The following is a 14,910-nucleotide window of genomic DNA, read 5'->3' on the forward strand; positions in this document are numbered from 1 at the left end:
TATCCTAGGCGGGCCGTCAGTCCAGGCTGACGATCCGCCATTCGCCGCCCTCGCGGCAGGCCAGGCCGCGGCGCCAGGAACCGCCGTCAAACCGGGCATCGAAGCTGCGGCAGAGCGTGCCGTTTTGGCTGCTGCTCGACAGCGGGCGCAGTGCATAGGCGAGGCCGGTCTGGGGGCTGCTGAAGTCGAAGACCTGGCTGTTGCCTGCGTATTCCAGCGCTGAGCCGATGCAGCGGCGGTCGTCCGCGCCCAGGCGGCGGCCGATTTCACCGCCCAGCAGGGCGCCCAGCACGGTTCCGGCCGCAATCGTGACGGGGTCGCCGTCGCCGGCCCGGGACCCTGCCGCTGCCCCAGCCGCGCCGCCCAGCAAGCGGCCCAGGGCTTGCGAGTTGCAGGACGGCCAGGACGCGGGCTGCGGTGCCGGACGGCTGCTGCCGCGCGCATAGGCAGCGGGCGGCGCAAATTGCGGGAAATGGGCAATATGGGAGCAGTCGCCCTTGGAAGAGGTCTTGGCGTCTCCCTTGCCGTATTTCAGGTGGTATTTGAACTGGCAGCGATGATCCTTGTACTCGTATTTGTACTGGTTGCCCTTGTCCTGAACCTTGATCGAGGGCCCGCCGGCCAGAGCGGGATGCGGTAGGGCCAAGGCGCAGAGAAGCGGTAAGCTGCGGAGAAGGAAAGCGGGGCGCATGAGCTGTCTCGTATTCTGCCAGGGGCCGGGCAGAGACCCGGCGGAAACAGCACAACCTCAACCATGGAGCGGCGCCTGGGTCCAGCGGCGGCGGTGCAGCCCTGCCGGTAGCGGCAAAGCTTTGCCAATGCAGCGGCGGGGGTGCTGTTCCGCTTACAGAAAGGCCGTCAGGCCGTTCCGGCTGCGGCTGCAGGCTGCTCTTCCTCTGGCCGGGTCTGGCTGGCCTGGTCCGGCAGCGCGCGGGTCAGACGCTTGATTGCGGCCAATCGGCGTGCGCGGGTCATGGGGCCGTAGCTGCCCTCGCAGCCGTGCAGCGAATCCAGGTCCGCGGGGGCCTCGAAATCGAAGGGCACATCCGATAGCTGCGGGGCAAAGCGTTCAATGATGTCGAAGACCGGCACCGACTCTACCCGGTGCTTGTCCGCAAAGCTGAGCGACAAGGCGATCAGGTTGCGGCTGTTGAAGGGCGACATGTAGAAGTGCTGCCACAGGCCCGGAAACACGGCACCGATGGTGGAGCTGTAGTAGACCTCAAGAAACAGGAAATCGACTGCTTTGCTGCGGGCGGGTGTGTTCAGCGACCGCTGCCAGGCAGTGAAATCGTCCCGGAACAGCGCGGCCGTTTCAGGCCCGAACATATTGCTGGGCACAATCAGCAGCTTTCTGATCTGCCAGTTGATCACATCCCACAGCCCTTGCGGCCTCGTCACAAAGACGGCACGCAAAAGGTCGGTTTGATGGCCGCGCAGAATGACGGTGTTTTCGGGCAGGCCGTTGGCAGTGCCGTTCAGATGCTCAAGCGGCGGCGGCATCGGGGCGCCGGTTGTCAGGTGATAGATGCTGCGCCGCTTTTCGACTTCGGCTTCCGGCAGGGAAAAATCGCGTTTGTCCAGCGGTTCATGGCGCAGGTTCAGGCGCTGGCACAGGATGCCGCCGATGGCGGCGTCGCGCCGTGTTGCGTAGTTGTTGATATGGGAGAAATAATGCCGGATGCGGCCCGCATGGGGCTTGGCAAACGTCATGAGCAGGCGGCTGTCCTGGCCGCCGGTCACCGGCAGCGCCGTTGGGTGGGCAGCAGCAATGGCACCGATGTTGAAACTGGCCTGCGCATAGATCCGGTCGTAGATCTCTACCGGGTCTGCCGGGGCGTCCAGGCTGTCGTTCTCGCGGGGCCAGAAGCGGTGCTCGCGGAAGGTGCGCAGATCCAGGTAACAATTCGGATTGAGGCGCCGGACATGCTTGTCAGCTGTATGGAACAGGGAAATCTTGCCGCCGTGGTTTTCGACGGTATCCAGGTCGACTTTGGGATTGGGCACCACCGGACGGTCCAGCGCCAGCAGCGGAGAGGCGGCAACGCCGCGTGCCAGCGGGTCATAGACGGCGCCGATCATGGCGACCGGATCGGTGTAAAACCGTGCCTGGCCGCCGCTTTCGGCGATGATGGCAAAACGGCCTGCGGTGTCCGTGATGAAGGCTTCAAGATGGTTCCAGAAATCCGCAGCTGTGCTGTCCAGCGGCAGGTGCTGCTGCGGTCCGGACAGGAGGCCCGCCGGGCCGACTGCGATGCCTAGGAGGACGCCGAATTGGCGGCCCTGTGCATCATGCAGGGTGCAGGCGGGCAAGTCCTTGCCGGAATGAATGTGCCATTGGCCACAGGTGCGGCGGGCAAAGGAATGGATCTGTTCCACTTGCCGCGACACCACGTACTGGTAGCGGAACGCCTTGGCGAACAGCCGCGGGCGGTAGGGCCAAAGTCTTTGCGCTTCAAGCATCTGCTCTGCCGGAGCGGGTGGTGCTCCGGCCCTCATCTTTTGTTGTTATGCTGTGATTTTGACCGGGATCTTGAGCGCCGGCCAGCAGTATCGGGGTTTCTGCCTGTGATTGAAACCGGGCCGTAGCATTCACATCACGCCAGGCGCCGCGGCCCGGGCTTTTGCCTGGGAAGGGCGCCTTGTGTTTGGGAAGGCCTGCAGCTGTGCTAGGCTTACGCTGTCTGTGACAGGCGGGAGCAGAAGGCCATGGTGCAGGACTTCGCAGGGCTGGCCTGGCGCCGGCTGGCGGCTGGGGTACTGGCCGGACTGTTTCTGTGCCTGCCCGCGGCGCTGGCAGAACAGGCGGACCGGCAGGCGGCTCCCCGCGCCGGGCTGATGTGGAACCGCACGGGGCTGCCCGCAGTGTTTCCCCTGCAAGTCAAATCGCCTGCAGGCGCTGATTACTATCTGGTGCTGTCCGGCAGCGGCGGTGACGCACTGGCGGCCTATTTTCGGGGCGGTGCCTTCTTTAAGGTGCTGGTGCCGCCGGGGCGCTTTAAGCTGCGCTTTGCCAGCGGCAGCGAATGGCAGGATGAAGAGCGGCTGTTCGGGCCGAACACCGTGGTGTTTGATCTGCCGCAGGTGCTGGAGTTTGCAGTCCGCGGTGCGGGTCTTAAGGCCGGTCATCTGGTGACGCTGACACGGGAGTCTTTGAGCGGCGGGTTGCGGGCCGAGGTCAAAGGGCAATTCGTTTGCCAGATTGCCAGCTTGGAGGGGGCGGAGCCGTCCCGGATTCAGGCGGAGCCGCCCCGCGGGTTCATCCTGGGCGGCAATATGCATGCAAGGGCTGTTCTGCATCTGAGGTGGCGCCTGGGCCTGACCGGAGTGGAGCCGGGCACGCCGGACGCGCTGTGGCAGCGCAGCCTGTTTGTGCTGGGAAACCCGAGCCTGCCGAGGCATTTGCCGCAATTTTTCAGCCCGACCCAGTTGCCGCTTCAAGGCGGGTTCCGGTCATATTCCGTGCGGTCGCTGTACTGCGGCTGACGCGGCTGGCTTATTCCCCGCTGCGCTCTTTCATTAGCCGGTCGGCCTTTTTGCGCACCAGCACGCTGCGCAGGTCGTGCATCGCCAGCAAGAGCGCGTCGGTCACGTCCTCCAGCTGCTCTTCCGTTGCGCGGCTGTTGGCCCACTGAGCGGTCAGGTTCAAATGGTCGATGGCGCGGTGGATGTCGTCCACGTCGCGGGCTGCCAGGGTGGCGGCACGGGCCGCCATCCAGGATTTGATCTCGGCGAGGTCCTGACCGGTCAGCTGGCGCTGGCCGTGCGGTTTGATCTCGCCGTTGCGGATGTTCACAACGGCGATCTGGTCCATCTCGATCCGCCGGTTGCGGTTCTCGGTATCGACACGGAAGACAAAGGCGCCGTTCTCACGGACGCGGAAGTAATACTCCGGCAGATCGGCGCTCATGCTCGTGTCTCCTGTCAGGTCAGCGCGGCGCAGAAGGTCTGGATGCGGCGGCAGGCCTCTTCCAGCGCGGTATCGGAGGTCGCGTAGCTGACGCGGAAGTTCGGCGACAGGCCGAAGGCGGCACCAAAGACCACAGCGACGTCTGCCTCCTCCAGCAGGGCGGTGGCGAAATCCTCATCGGTTTCAATCACTTTTCCTGACGGGGTCGTCTTGCCGATCAGCCCGGCGATGGACGGGTAGACGTAGAAAGCGCCTTCGGGCACGGGGCAGGAGATGCCCTCGATCTCTGACAGCATGGAGACCACCAGGTCGCGGCGGCGGACGAATTTTTCGTTGTTGGGCGCCAGGAAGGCTTGCGTGCCGTTCAGAGCCTCCACCGCGGCCCATTGGCTGACCGAGCAGGGGTTGGAGGTGGACTGCGACTGCACCTTGCGCATGGCGGCGATCAGCTTTTCGGGGCCTGCGGCATAGCCGATGCGCCAGCCGGTCATCGCATAGGCCTTGGAGACACCGTTGCAGGTGAGGGTGCGCTCATACAGGCCGGGCTCCACCTGCGCCGGGGTGCAGAATTCGAACCCGTCATAGGCGAGGTGTTCATACATGTCGTCGGTCATCACCCAAACGTGGGGGTGGCGCATCAGCACGTCGGTCAGCTCTTTCAGCTCTGCCCGGCTGTAGCCCGCGCCCGTGGGGTTGGAGGGCGAGTTGAAGATGAACCATTTGGTCTTGGGGGTGATCGCGGCCTCGAGCTGATCCGCGGTCAGCTTGAAATTGGTTTGCAGCGAGGTTTCGGCAATCACCGGGGTGCCGCCGGCCAGCAGCACCATATCGGGGTAGCTGACCCAATAGGGGGCGGGAATCACCACCTCATCGCCCTCGTTCAGTGTGGCCATCAGGGCATTGTACAGCGTCTGCTTGCCGCCGGTGCCGACAGAGACCTGCGCGGGCGTGTAGTCGAGACCATGGTCGCGCTTCATCTTGGCGCAGACGGCCTGTTTCAGCTCCGGGATGCCGTCGGGAGCGGTGTATTTGGTCTTGCCCGCGGCAATGGCGGCAACCGCCGCATCCTTGATGTTCTGCGGCGTGTCGAAATCCGGCTCGCCCGCCGACAGGCCAATGACGTCACGTCCCGCCGCCTTCAGCTCTGCCGCTTTTGCGGTCATCGCTATGGTCGGCGACGGTTTGACGCGGGATAAGGTCTCAGACAGGAAAGACATTGGCGGTGCCCCGGTTTGTATGTTGTGCGGAACTGTCATAGGTTGCCGCCAAACAGCGATCAAGCTGCATTGGCACTTTGAGTTAGGAGAACTGACAATGACTGAGCAGAACACAGACTGGTATGGCCCGGATGCAGCAACTTTCGGCGACCGCGTTGCAGCGGCGCGCGAAGCGGGCGGGATGACCCAGGGCCAGCTGGCACGCCGTATCGGCGTCAAGAAATCGACCCTCAGCGCCTGGGAGCGGGACCTGTCCGAGCCGCGCGCCAACAAGCTGACCATGCTGGCGGGCCTGTTGAACGTGTCGATGTCCTGGCTGCTGACCGGCGAGGGTGAAGGCATGTCCGAACCGGCGCCGCTGGAACTGGAAGCAGGCGATTTTGCTAGCGTCCTGAACGAGTTGCGCTCGCTGCGCAGCGAAATGCGCCAGAACGCGGAGCGTGCTGCGCGGCTGGAGAAGAAATTGCGGAGCCTGTTGCAGGTGAACGAGGCGCCGGCAGCGGAAACTGCCTGAGGCCTGATGATGCAAGAAGACCGTGCCACCCGCCTGAAGCGGCTGCAGATGCGCTCGATGCGCCGGGGTATCAAGGAAATGGATATCTTGCTGTCAGCCTATGCAGCAGCCAACCTGGAAGACATGAATGATGCGCAGCTGGATCTGTACGATCAACTGCTGCACGAAAACGACCAGGATCTGTACCAGTGGGTGACCGGTCAGGCGGAACCGCAGGAGCGGTTCCGCGCCCTCGTGGCGGACATAGCACAAACCCATCAAAAATAATAAAATTCCGGCTTAACTGATTTTTCGGGAATTGTTGGCATCTTGTCTTAGAAGCAAATTCGAGTCGGAGATGCGAATGAGTATGGAATTGCCAATTGGCCAGACGGACCGCAAAGGTTTCATGACTGGCTATCTGGAGGCGCTGGGTCTGCTTGAGCGCCTTCACCGCCTGCTGCTGGATGTCATCAAGGATGAGTTTGAGCGCGTCGGCGTGCTGGAGATCAATGCGGTCCAGGCGCTTTTGCTGTTCAACATCGGTGACAATGAGGTGACTGCCGGGGAACTGAAAACCCGCGGCTACTATCAGGGCAGCAACGTCAGCTACAACCTCAAGAAGCTGGTCGAAATGGGCTATATGCACCATCAGCGTTGCGAGATCGACCGCCGTTCCGTCCGGGTGCGTCTGACCCCGCGCGGCCGCGAGATCCGCGACATCGTGTCAGCGCTGTTCTCCCGCCATGCCGAAGGGCTGGAAGGCAAGAACGTGATTTCCTCTGAAGGGATCGAGGATATTACCGCCTCGCTGAAGCGGATGGAGCGCTACTGGTCGGATCAGATCCGCTACATTTACTGAAGCCAGACTGGGAAACAGACCAGCAGGCAAGAGGCCGCAGAGCCGGGGAACACCGGCAGGCCGCTGACAGGGCATGAGGGGAAACCATGCTCTGACCGAAAGCAAAGGGAAAGCGCCGGGCCCCGGACGGGGTCACGGCAGAAGGCCGCAGAAGCGCCGCCCTTTTTCCGGGATCGAAGTCTGTAAGAGACGATCAGACGGCACCGGCAGCCCCCATTGGGGGCTGCGCCGGTTTTTGGAGTTGCAAAAGGCTCTTATCCTGGCCGGGTGGCAAGCTGGCCTTGGCCGTTCGGCCTTTGGCGCCTGTTTCGGCCGGGGGGGCTTGCTGGCCTTGCAGCCTGGTTTTCACGGCGGCTCAGCGCTGCTGTTGGCCGCGGTTAAGCCTGCGCCTGACTTCCGGGCGCGCTGCGTGCCGCTTCCCGCTGTATCTGATGCCAGGCTCTGCGGCCCGCCACCGGCAGGCCAGGCAGCCTTTCCAATGGCATGAGCCGCCGTTTGTCCCGTCGCCAAAGGCCTGCCTTACCAGTGGCCGGTATTTTCCATGCTGGCCCAAGGCTCTGCCGGGGGCAGGGACCCGCCATTTTGCAGCAGTTCGATGGAAATATTGTCGGGCGAGCGCACAAAAGCCATGTGCCCGTCGCGCGGCGGACGGTTGATGGTGACGCCGTTGTCCATCAGGTGCTGACAAACGGCATAAATGTCGTCCACCCCATAGGCAAGGTGGCCGAAATGGCGGCTGTCGCTGGGCAGCGCGTCGTCCCCGTCCCAGTTCCAAGTGAGCTCGACCGGGGCGTCCTCCTGACCCGGGGGCGCCATGAACACCAGGGTGAACCGGCCCTGCTCGTTGTCCCAGCGGCGGGTCTCCTTGAGGCCCAGCAGCTCAAAGAAGGCCATGGATTTCTCCAGGTCTTTCACCCGGACCATGGTGTGCAGATAGGTGAGGGGCATTGGCGGTCTCCTGTTTGGGTTTGCGGCCCCGGTGCATTCACCGTGCAGGCCCGTGCTGAACAGATACGGGGTCAGAACTTTGATTCAATGCCCAGAGAAACGGAAAATTCCGAACTGTCAAAGCGGCTGTGATTGGAACTGCGCTTGCCCGCGCGGACCCGCAGCATGGGGGCAAACCCTGCGTAATCATAATCTTCAAAGAATACGTTCAAATCCGCATACAGCGACTGATCCTGGCGGCCGCCGGGTATGGTTTGCCAGCCAAAACCGTTGTGGAAAATGTGATCGGGATAGTCGGCGGCTCCCAAAATCAGTCCTGTGCTGACTTTGGCCGGGCCGATGGCCTCTGCAATAGCGTAGCCGATGCGCAGGGTTGCCGTAGTTCCTGCGGAGTTGACATTGCTGGTGTGGGTGTCGCGCAATCCAAGGGAGAAGCTGAGGCTGTTGCCGTTTTCCAGCTTTCGCGACAGCGAGGCGCCGAGGCCGAACACGTCGGCCCTCAGCAAGCTCAGGCGCGGATCAATCCGGTGTTCGGCGCTGCCGTTGATGGTGAGCCGGTTCTGGCTGGAGAGGGCCCAGCTGCGGGCGCCTGACAGCTTTACCAGATTGTAGTTGCGCCTGCCGCCATACCAGGAGGTTGCACCGGTCAGGGCGACACGGGCACTGCCGGCGCTTTCCTTGGGGCCTGCGGCAAAGGCGTGACTCAGAGTGATTTCGCCGTAGGTGGAGCCGAATTCGGAATTGCGGGGCACGCTGGTGTGAATTAATTGGGCCAATGCTGCGGCTTCTTCCTTGGCGCTGGACGACAGGGCGACGCGCTGGACGTAGAGGCGCCCGCTGAGAGACGTCAGGCTGGTTTCGCTTTGCCGCAGGCGGCGGCCGAGGCTGCTGTCCAGGGTTCCGATAAGACCGGAAAGGGCAATGGCGCGCGGGCCGAATCTGTTCTGGTGAGAGCTGAGCCCGTCGATTTCCTGGGTTGCCGCGTCAGAGCCGTTGTTCACGTTGTTCGACGGTTTCACCCCGCCGCTGAGCCGGAAGGACCAGGGGCTGATCCGGCGCAGGGCCTGGTAATCCTTGGCGATCAGCGCGTCGGCTTTGCTGTCCGGGGAATGAACTGCCGTCCGGCGCAGCCAATATTGCGACAGCACCGGGCTGCCGCTCTGAAAGGCCAGGCGCGAGGCAAGCTGGCCAATCTGAAACTTGGCGGCGCTGTCGGGAGCAAAGCGAAAAGCACGGGCGGCGGCCTTGCGGCCTTTGGCGTGCTGACCGGCTTGGGCATAGGCCACCGCTTGCAGCTGCCAGGCAACGTGGTTCTTGCGATTGGCTTGCAGCAGCGCGTCAGACACCCGCAAGGCCAGCTGCGGATTGCCAGACTTGAGCGCATGGGTGGCGAGCACATGCCCTTGGTTCAGGGACAGGTGTACCTTGGGCTGCACCTGTTCCTGAGCGTGCGGCTGGGCTGTCGCTAGGCCCAGCGCCAGCGCTGCCGCGGCGGCCATGCGCATGGCTTACGGGCAGACCGGATCGGCGTTGGCGCTGTCACAAGAGTCCAGCACGAAGACGCCGTATTCTTCAATCGGGTTTGTGCCGCCACTAAGTGCGTCTATATGGCTTGTCGCATGCACACCTCCGGCTACCACCTCTGCATCAGTGCCAGCGAAGGTGCCACCGTAGGTGCCGACGCCGGTGCCATCGACATTTAGGGTGCCGTCAAAAGTGCCATCAGCGGCAATCTCTGTCGGAACAAGTATCAGGTTTTCAACCGAAGTCCCGGGGGCATCGGTAATTTCGCGGTTGTAGATCGTGCCCTTGATCGCCCGGTCTGAGAAGTCGGCATTGATGAAGACGTCTCCGGTGACCTCAGCAGCCTGCCCGGGCAGAAGGATAGTTTCGGGGCTGCCAGACGGAATAATCAGATCGCCTGTGTCGCCATTGACATTCAGGAGACCCACATAATTGCCGGCATAGCTGACAATGCCGCCAGGACCAGATTCTGTGTCCGGTTCGGTAAAGGAGCCGGTTCTGGCATATGTGGCACCACCCTGAAAATATCCAAATTGCCCGCCAGTAACGACCACGGCAGCATAGCCGCGTCCGGATTGGCGCACGTAGGCCGTGGAGTGTTCAGTTAGCTCGTTGTCCTGAACCGTATAAGCTTCATACCCGGCACGGTCGAGCGCAGGCTTGCGTACATATGTCGAGGTGAAGGGGGTCTCGTCCAGCCCGACACCGGTTACGGTTAGCGTCTGATTAGTCGGGTCATAGCTTACGCTGTCAAGATCGTTAGCAATCGACGCAGGAATCGCCGACTCGGTATCCGTGCCGGTGTCCGTATCGTCATCAGTCGTTGTGGTGAAGGGATTCCCCCCGCCGCATGCGGACACCACGGACGCTGCCGCGAGCCCTAGCCAAAAGCGCCTCATCTGCCTCTACCTCAATATGTTTTATCGTTTTGCGCTACCTTCGGCCGCAGCGCTGCGCTTGTCAATTGAACAGCGCGGTTTTGGGCGCAACCGTGGCGGATGCGCTACCTGCATGTAGTTTCCTGTATCGCGTTGAGTGGCAGATATGGTAGGTTGACGGGGTGCCAAAGGGGGTATTTTCTGACTTGGCGTGCGGCGTGCCATTGAGTATGCCGGGGTGATATTCCGGGCAGCGGCAGGGGGCGGAAATGCAGCAGTATCACGATCAGCTACAATACATTCTGGATCACGGGGTGCCGTCGGACGACCGGACCGGCACCGGAACGCTGTCCTGTTTCGGGATGCAGGCGCGCTATTCCCTGGCGGAGGGCTTTCCGCTGGTGACCACCAAGAAGCTGCATCTGCGCTCCATCATTCATGAGCTGCTGTGGTTCTTGTCCGGCGACACCAACATCCGCTACTTGAAGGAAAACGGGGTGTCGATCTGGGACGAGTGGGCGGATGAGAACGGCGACTTGGGACCGGTTTACGGCCACCAGTGGCGCCGTTTTCCCAAGCTGGAGCTGGCTGAAGGAACCCTGGGGGATGAGCCGCTGTACCGTGCGGGCAGTGTCGACCAGATTTCGGATCTGGTGGAGATGATCCGCAAAAGCCCGGACAGCCGCCGCCTGATCGTGTCGGCCTGGAACCCCGCGGATGTGCCGGACATGGCGCTGCCGCCCTGCCATACGCTGTGGCAGGTGCGGGTTGCAGGCGGCAAGATGCACATGCAGCTCTATCAGCGATCCGCCGACATGTTCCTGGGCGTGCCGTTCAATATTGCCTCCTATTCGCTGCTGCTGGCCATGCTGGCGCATGTGACCGGCTACGAGGCCGGGGACTTCGTGCACACGATGGGGGATGCGCATATCTATTCGAACCATGTGGAGCAGGTGCAGCTGCAGCTCTCGCGCAGCCCCAAGCCGCTGCCGCAGCTGCAGATCAAGCGGCAGGTGAATTCGATTTTCGATTTCAAGTTCGAGGACTTCGAGATCCTGAACTATGACCCCGACCCGGCGATCAAGGCGCCGGTGGCGGTCTAAGACACAAGGACAATAGGCATGATTACCCTGATCGCTGCGCGGGCGCGCAACGGTGCCATCGGCAAGGACAATGATATCCCCTGGTTTGCGCCGGAGGACATGAAGGCGTTTCAGCGCGAGACCCTGGGCGGCGCCATCATCATGGGCCGCAACACCTGGGACAGCCTGCCGGTGAAGCCGCTGAAGAACCGGCTCAATCTGGTGGTGTCCTCCAACCCGCAGGCGGCAGAGATCGTGCTGCCGTCGATCGAGGCAGCTGTGCAGGAGGCCTATGATCAAGGCTACCGGCGCGTCTATGGCATCGGCGGCGAGGGGATCTATCGCGGCATGCTGGACATGGCGGACAGGCTGCTGGTCACCGAGGTGGATCTGACCATCGAGGATGCAGATGCCTATTTCCCGGAGTTTCAGGCAGACAAGTGGTTCAAGGCCGGAGAAACAGTGCTTCGCGACAGCGATCCGGCCTGTGTGATGGTGGAATATCTGCGGCGATCCTGAGGCCGCTGGCAGTGCCTGCGCCCAGTCAGCACCCGGGCGCAGTGCAGAATTGATAGGCTATACAGCCTTGAGCTCTGCTGCCATTTGCCGGCCATCACGGCCTTCGGACAGCTCATAGGCGATTTTCATATTGTCGGCGAGGCCGGTCATGCCCGACCGCTCCACCGCTGAAATGTGCACAAACACATCTTTGCCGCCTTCATCGGGTTCAATAAACCCGTACCCTTTGGTGGTGTTGAACCACTTCACGGTGCCGCTTGGCATTTCCCGTGTCTCCTTCTACTTTGCGCGTCGCCCAGGGGCATCCCGGGGCATCCGGCCTGTACCCTGACCGCGAGGGGCAAGGTGAAGCTGGACAACCTAGAGTTTTACACGGGTTGGCCGAAAATCAAGAGAAACCGGATAATTCCACCATAAATTGTGTGAATTCCGGCTGGGGAGAGTGAAGGCAACATGAAAATCTATGGACTCAAGAACTGCGATACCTGCCGTAAGGCGTTGAAAGCGCTTCCGGATTCGAGTCTGGTTGATATCCGCACGGACGGGATGCCGGACGGCCTGCTGGAAGCAGCCCATGCTCAGTTCGGGGTCAAGCTGGTCAATACCCGCTCCACCACTTGGCGGGGGTTAAGCGAAGAAGAACGTGCGGGGGAGCCGCTGGACCTGCTGCGCGCGCATCCGGCACTGATGAAGCGGCCACTGATTGAGCGCAACGGGGAATTATTCCTGGGATGGGATCAGAACACGAAGGCGGCCCTTGGCGCGGCCTAAGGCGGCGCATATGTCGTTACGGCAGATTTCAGGAGACGTATAATGCGGAATGCAGCCCTTGTTCTGGGGATCATCGCCGGGATTTTCGGCATGGTGGTGGGGTTCTTCGGCTATGGCTATACCGCCGCGGTGGAGCATTTTGGCGAGGTCGAGGGGCTGGCCGAACAGGTCGAGAACGTCGAGAAATTGCGGCTGCTGGCTGTGCTGTCGCCGCTGCTGGCGATTGCCGGCGGCGCGATGGCGCGGGCGCGGGCCTTGTGGGGTGGTATCCTGCTGTTGGGATCGGCGGCGGGGATGTATGCGGGCTTTGGCCTCAATGTCTTCACCATCTTCCCGCTCAGCTTTGCTGCGGTGGGCGGCTTGATGGCGCTTGCGGCGGGCAAGCCGGATGAGCCCAAGGCGCATTTCTGATCCTTAGCGGAACCGCATGAAAAAGGCGCCGCTGCCGGGGGCAGGGCGCCTTTTGTTTTTGCCAATTGTTCAGTGTCAGGCGATGGCCGGTTCCATCCGGTTGCGCAGCAGGGCGTCCACAGAGAGCGCTCCGGCGCCTTTGACCACCAGGACCGCCAGCAAGAAGACCCAGAACAGCCGCTGGTCCAGGATCACCGCGTCAGGGAAGCGGTCGAACAGCGCGCCAAGGGTTTTGTCGTCGGTTGCACCGTGGCCGTAGATGTCGGTCAGCGATTGCACGATGACAAAGCCGATCATGCCAAGCGAAGCGAGGCGGGTCAGAAGGCCGATCACGATCAGCAGCGGCAAGATGAACTCGGCGTAGGTGCCGGCCAGCACAACCAGTTTCTGGAATAGCCCGAACTGGGAGACGTCATAGCCGACCGCCTCCAGCTGTTTCGGGAAGATTTGGCTGTAGGCGCCGATCGAAGGGCTGAACAGGCCGAGGATGCCGTCGCCCAGCTTGGTCAGGCCGGAGTTCCAGAAGTAGAGCAGCAGGGTGGAGGCGAAAACAAAGCGCGCTGCCAGCGGCAGCAGCCAGTTGCCGCCCCTTTCCACCTGGCGGAAGACGGCGTCGTGAATGGAGACAAGTGCGTGCATGGATTTACCCTTTGCTGTCCAATCCGGTGATCGCGTGGCCCTGCAACAGCAGGGCCAGCGTGGCACCCAGGTCGAAGGTTTCGTCTGCGGCGGCGGCCTGTTCCAGCGCTTCGCCGATGGTGGCGCCCTTCATCAGGGCGCGGATCCAGAGGGCCCCGCCGAGGGGCAGAGCCTGGGGAATGGGGTCGAATTCAGGACGGGTGACCAGCACGTCCTGGGCCTGCGGCTCAGGCTTGGGCGCGCCGTCTTCGGTGTTGTAGCGCCAGATGGCGTGGACGGGCCAAGGCGAACAGATGACCTGCACTGCGGGCGCAAGCGTCAGCCAAGTGTTCATCAGCTGGTCTGGCGGAAGGGCTCCAAGCGCGTCAGGGGTAATGGGCGCGGCATCGGCAGCATGGTAGGCGCGGCGCAGGGCCAATTCCAGCCGGGCGACATCGCCAAGGTAGCCGAGGTGCTTGAGCTGCTGCATGCCTTCGAGGAAGGCAGGGAAATGTTCGCCGTAGAACATCATTAGCGGTGAGGAAGGGGGATGCTGGCGCAGGTAGATGCCTGCCAGCCCGTCCATGTTCTGCTTTCCCAGAAGCTTGGCAATCACCGGAAAGGCGCTGTGCATGGCATCGGTCAGGGAGACTGCCACATTGTTGCGGTACACGCTGAAGCGGCGCCCGGCGGGCTGGGCCTGATGGTCGATCAGACCGTCCGGCACCGGCTGGCCCGCATCCATCATGGCGCGGGTGAATTCTGTCTGGGTCACACTCATGCCGGAACGCGCTCCAACGCGGTTGCGGCGCGGGCGGCCTCGGCTTCCAGCACGGGCCAGTCCGGTACGTCGTTGTCCCATTCGATCAGCACCGGCTTGGGGCCGGATTTTGCCAGCGTATAATCCAAGAGCGCCCAGACCGGATCCACCACTTCGCGCCCGTGGCTGTCGATCAGCAAGGGGTGGCCGTGGTCGTCCTCATCCTCGTCGTGGCCGCCAAGGTGGATCTCGCCGACCTTGTCCAGCGGGAAGGCGTCGATGTAGCCCTGGGGCGAGAAATCGAGGTTGGTGGCGGACACAAAGACGTTGTTCACGTCCAGAAGCAGCCCGCAGCCGGTGCGGCGGGAGATTTCGGCCAGGAATTCAGGCTCGGACCAGGTGCTCTCGGCAAAGGCGAGGTAGCTGGAAGGGTTTTCCAGCAGCATCCTGCGGCCAATAGTGTCCTGCAGTTCGTCGATATGATCACAGATCCGCTGCAGGCTGGCATCCGTGTAAGGCAGCGGCAGCAGGTCGTTGTAGAAATGACTGTCGTGGGTGGACCAGGCCAGATGCTCGGAGAAGCTGGCAGGGTTCAGCCAGCCAACCAGATGCTTGAGCCGGGCGAGGTGGTCCGCATCCAGGGCGCCCTCGCCGCCGATCGACAGGCCGACGCCGTGAACTGACATAGCAAAGCGTTCGGACAGGTGGCGCAGCTGCGCAATTGGACGTCCGCCGTCGCCCATGTAGTTCTCGGCGTGTATTTCCAGCCATTTGACGCTGCCCGGTTCGGCGGTGATCTGGGCGAAATGCTGCGGCTTGTAGCCAACGCCGGGGGCGGCGGGCAGCCTGTCATGTGCAGCAGTGTCAAGCATGGCGGGTCCTGTGGTCCGGGTGCAAAAGGGGCGGGAATTGACACT

19 protein-coding genes are annotated in these 14,910 nt (G+C 62.4%); 8 read left to right on the forward strand and 11 right to left on the reverse strand.

Annotated features, from left to right (window positions below):
- Positions 1-16: 16 nt before the first annotated feature.
- Complete coding sequence (locus tag RA24_RS21720; protein ID WP_193747113.1) at positions 17-646, reverse strand: RT0821/Lpp0805 family surface protein; 630 nt, start codon at positions 644-646, stop codon at positions 17-19.
- 212 nt (positions 647-858) lie between these two features.
- The gene (locus tag RA24_RS07025; RefSeq protein WP_039190692.1) at positions 859-2,463 is read right to left on the reverse strand and encodes a hypothetical protein; all 1,605 of its coding nucleotides are present in this window, start codon (positions 2,461-2,463) and stop codon (positions 859-861) included.
- Between the two features lie 246 nt (positions 2,464-2,709).
- Here RA24_RS07025 and RA24_RS07030 point away from each other — a divergent pair, with 246 nt between their 5' ends.
- Positions 2,710-3,486 carry a hypothetical protein gene (locus RA24_RS07030; RefSeq protein WP_039190694.1) on the forward strand — a complete coding sequence of 259 codons (777 nt, stop codon included), beginning with the start codon at positions 2,710-2,712 and terminating at the stop codon, positions 3,484-3,486.
- Between the two features lie 10 nt (positions 3,487-3,496).
- On the opposite strand, the gene RA24_RS07035 is transcribed toward RA24_RS07030, so the two are convergent.
- Positions 3,497-3,910, reverse strand: a complete 414-nt coding sequence (locus tag RA24_RS07035) for a hypothetical protein (protein ID WP_019295627.1) — start codon at positions 3,908-3,910, stop codon at positions 3,497-3,499.
- 14 nt (positions 3,911-3,924) lie between these two features.
- Positions 3,925-5,127, reverse strand: coding sequence for a pyridoxal phosphate-dependent aminotransferase (locus tag RA24_RS07040; protein WP_039190696.1), 1,203 nt, complete (start codon positions 5,125-5,127; stop codon positions 3,925-3,927).
- Positions 5,128-5,224: 97 nt separating this feature from the next.
- Here RA24_RS07040 and RA24_RS07045 point away from each other — a divergent pair, with 97 nt between their 5' ends.
- The 3 genes from RA24_RS07045 (at position 5,225) to RA24_RS07055 (ending at position 6,482) form a co-directional block, all read left to right on the forward strand.
- On the forward strand, positions 5,225-5,641 hold the full coding sequence (locus RA24_RS07045; RefSeq protein WP_039148823.1) for a helix-turn-helix domain-containing protein: 417 nt from the start codon (positions 5,225-5,227) through the stop codon (positions 5,639-5,641).
- A 9-nt stretch (positions 5,642-5,650) separates the two neighbouring features.
- Complete coding sequence (locus RA24_RS07050; protein ID WP_039190849.1) at positions 5,651-5,908, forward strand: succinate dehydrogenase assembly factor 2; 258 nt, start codon at positions 5,651-5,653, stop codon at positions 5,906-5,908.
- Positions 5,909-5,984: 76 nt separating this feature from the next.
- Entirely contained in the window at positions 5,985-6,482 is a 498-nt protein-coding gene (locus tag RA24_RS07055) for a MarR family winged helix-turn-helix transcriptional regulator (protein WP_193386808.1), read from the forward strand.
- 519 nt (positions 6,483-7,001) lie between these two features.
- Here RA24_RS07055 and RA24_RS07060 read toward each other — a convergent pair.
- The 3 genes from RA24_RS07060 to RA24_RS07070 all read right to left on the reverse strand — a co-directional run bounded on the left by RA24_RS07060 (position 7,002) and on the right by RA24_RS07070 (position 9,817).
- Positions 7,002-7,430: a VOC family protein gene (locus RA24_RS07060; RefSeq protein ID WP_039148820.1), complete on the reverse strand. Its 429-nt coding sequence runs from the start codon at positions 7,428-7,430 to the stop codon at positions 7,002-7,004.
- Positions 7,431-7,501: 71 nt separating this feature from the next.
- The gene (locus RA24_RS07065) at positions 7,502-8,935 is read right to left on the reverse strand and encodes a hypothetical protein (protein ID WP_039190697.1); all 1,434 of its coding nucleotides are present in this window, start codon (positions 8,933-8,935) and stop codon (positions 7,502-7,504) included.
- 3 nt (positions 8,936-8,938) lie between these two features.
- On the reverse strand, positions 8,939-9,817 hold the full coding sequence (locus RA24_RS07070) for a thymidylate synthase (RefSeq protein ID WP_342586279.1): 879 nt from the start codon (positions 9,815-9,817) through the stop codon (positions 8,939-8,941).
- Between the two features lie 284 nt (positions 9,818-10,101).
- Between RA24_RS07070 and RA24_RS07075 the strand changes: the two genes are divergently transcribed.
- Positions 10,102-10,935 carry a thymidylate synthase gene (locus RA24_RS07075; RefSeq protein ID WP_039190699.1) on the forward strand — a complete coding sequence of 278 codons (834 nt, stop codon included), beginning with the start codon at positions 10,102-10,104 and terminating at the stop codon, positions 10,933-10,935.
- A gap of 18 nt (positions 10,936-10,953) precedes the next feature.
- The gene (locus RA24_RS07080) at positions 10,954-11,433 is read left to right on the forward strand and encodes a dihydrofolate reductase (protein WP_039190701.1); all 480 of its coding nucleotides are present in this window, start codon (positions 10,954-10,956) and stop codon (positions 11,431-11,433) included.
- 57 nt (positions 11,434-11,490) lie between these two features.
- On the opposite strand, the gene RA24_RS07085 is transcribed toward RA24_RS07080, so the two are convergent.
- Positions 11,491-11,697, reverse strand: coding sequence for a cold-shock protein (locus tag RA24_RS07085; RefSeq protein WP_019295617.1), 207 nt, complete (start codon positions 11,695-11,697; stop codon positions 11,491-11,493).
- Positions 11,698-11,886: 189 nt separating this feature from the next.
- On the opposite strand from RA24_RS07085, the gene RA24_RS07090 reads away from it, so the two are divergent.
- Both RA24_RS07090 and RA24_RS07095 read left to right on the forward strand, forming a co-directional pair.
- Positions 11,887-12,204, forward strand: coding sequence for an arsenate reductase family protein (locus RA24_RS07090; RefSeq protein WP_019295616.1), 318 nt, complete (start codon positions 11,887-11,889; stop codon positions 12,202-12,204).
- A gap of 42 nt (positions 12,205-12,246) precedes the next feature.
- Complete coding sequence (locus tag RA24_RS07095) at positions 12,247-12,615, forward strand: hypothetical protein (RefSeq protein ID WP_019295615.1); 369 nt, start codon at positions 12,247-12,249, stop codon at positions 12,613-12,615.
- 75 nt (positions 12,616-12,690) lie between these two features.
- Here RA24_RS07095 and RA24_RS07100 read toward each other — a convergent pair whose 3' ends face one another.
- The 3 genes from RA24_RS07100 to bufB are packed head-to-tail and all read right to left on the reverse strand — an operon-like array spanning position 12,691 to position 14,865.
- Positions 12,691-13,254 carry a DoxX family protein gene (locus tag RA24_RS07100; RefSeq protein ID WP_019295614.1) on the reverse strand — a complete coding sequence of 188 codons (564 nt, stop codon included), beginning with the start codon at positions 13,252-13,254 and terminating at the stop codon, positions 12,691-12,693.
- 4 nt (positions 13,255-13,258) lie between these two features.
- A complete protein-coding gene (locus tag RA24_RS07105) occupies positions 13,259-14,014 on the reverse strand; it encodes an HvfC/BufC N-terminal domain-containing protein (RefSeq protein WP_039190702.1) in 756 nt (251 codons plus the stop codon).
- Positions 14,011-14,865 carry an MNIO family bufferin maturase gene (gene bufB, locus RA24_RS07110; RefSeq protein WP_039190704.1) on the reverse strand — a complete coding sequence of 285 codons (855 nt, stop codon included), beginning with the start codon at positions 14,863-14,865 and terminating at the stop codon, positions 14,011-14,013. Before bufB ends, RA24_RS07105 begins: the two co-directional genes overlap by 4 nt.
- Between the last annotated feature and the right edge of the window lie 45 nt (positions 14,866-14,910).

The organism is Leisingera sp. ANG-M6, assembly GCF_000813905.1.
Lineage (GTDB): Bacteria > Pseudomonadota > Alphaproteobacteria > Rhodobacterales > Rhodobacteraceae > Leisingera.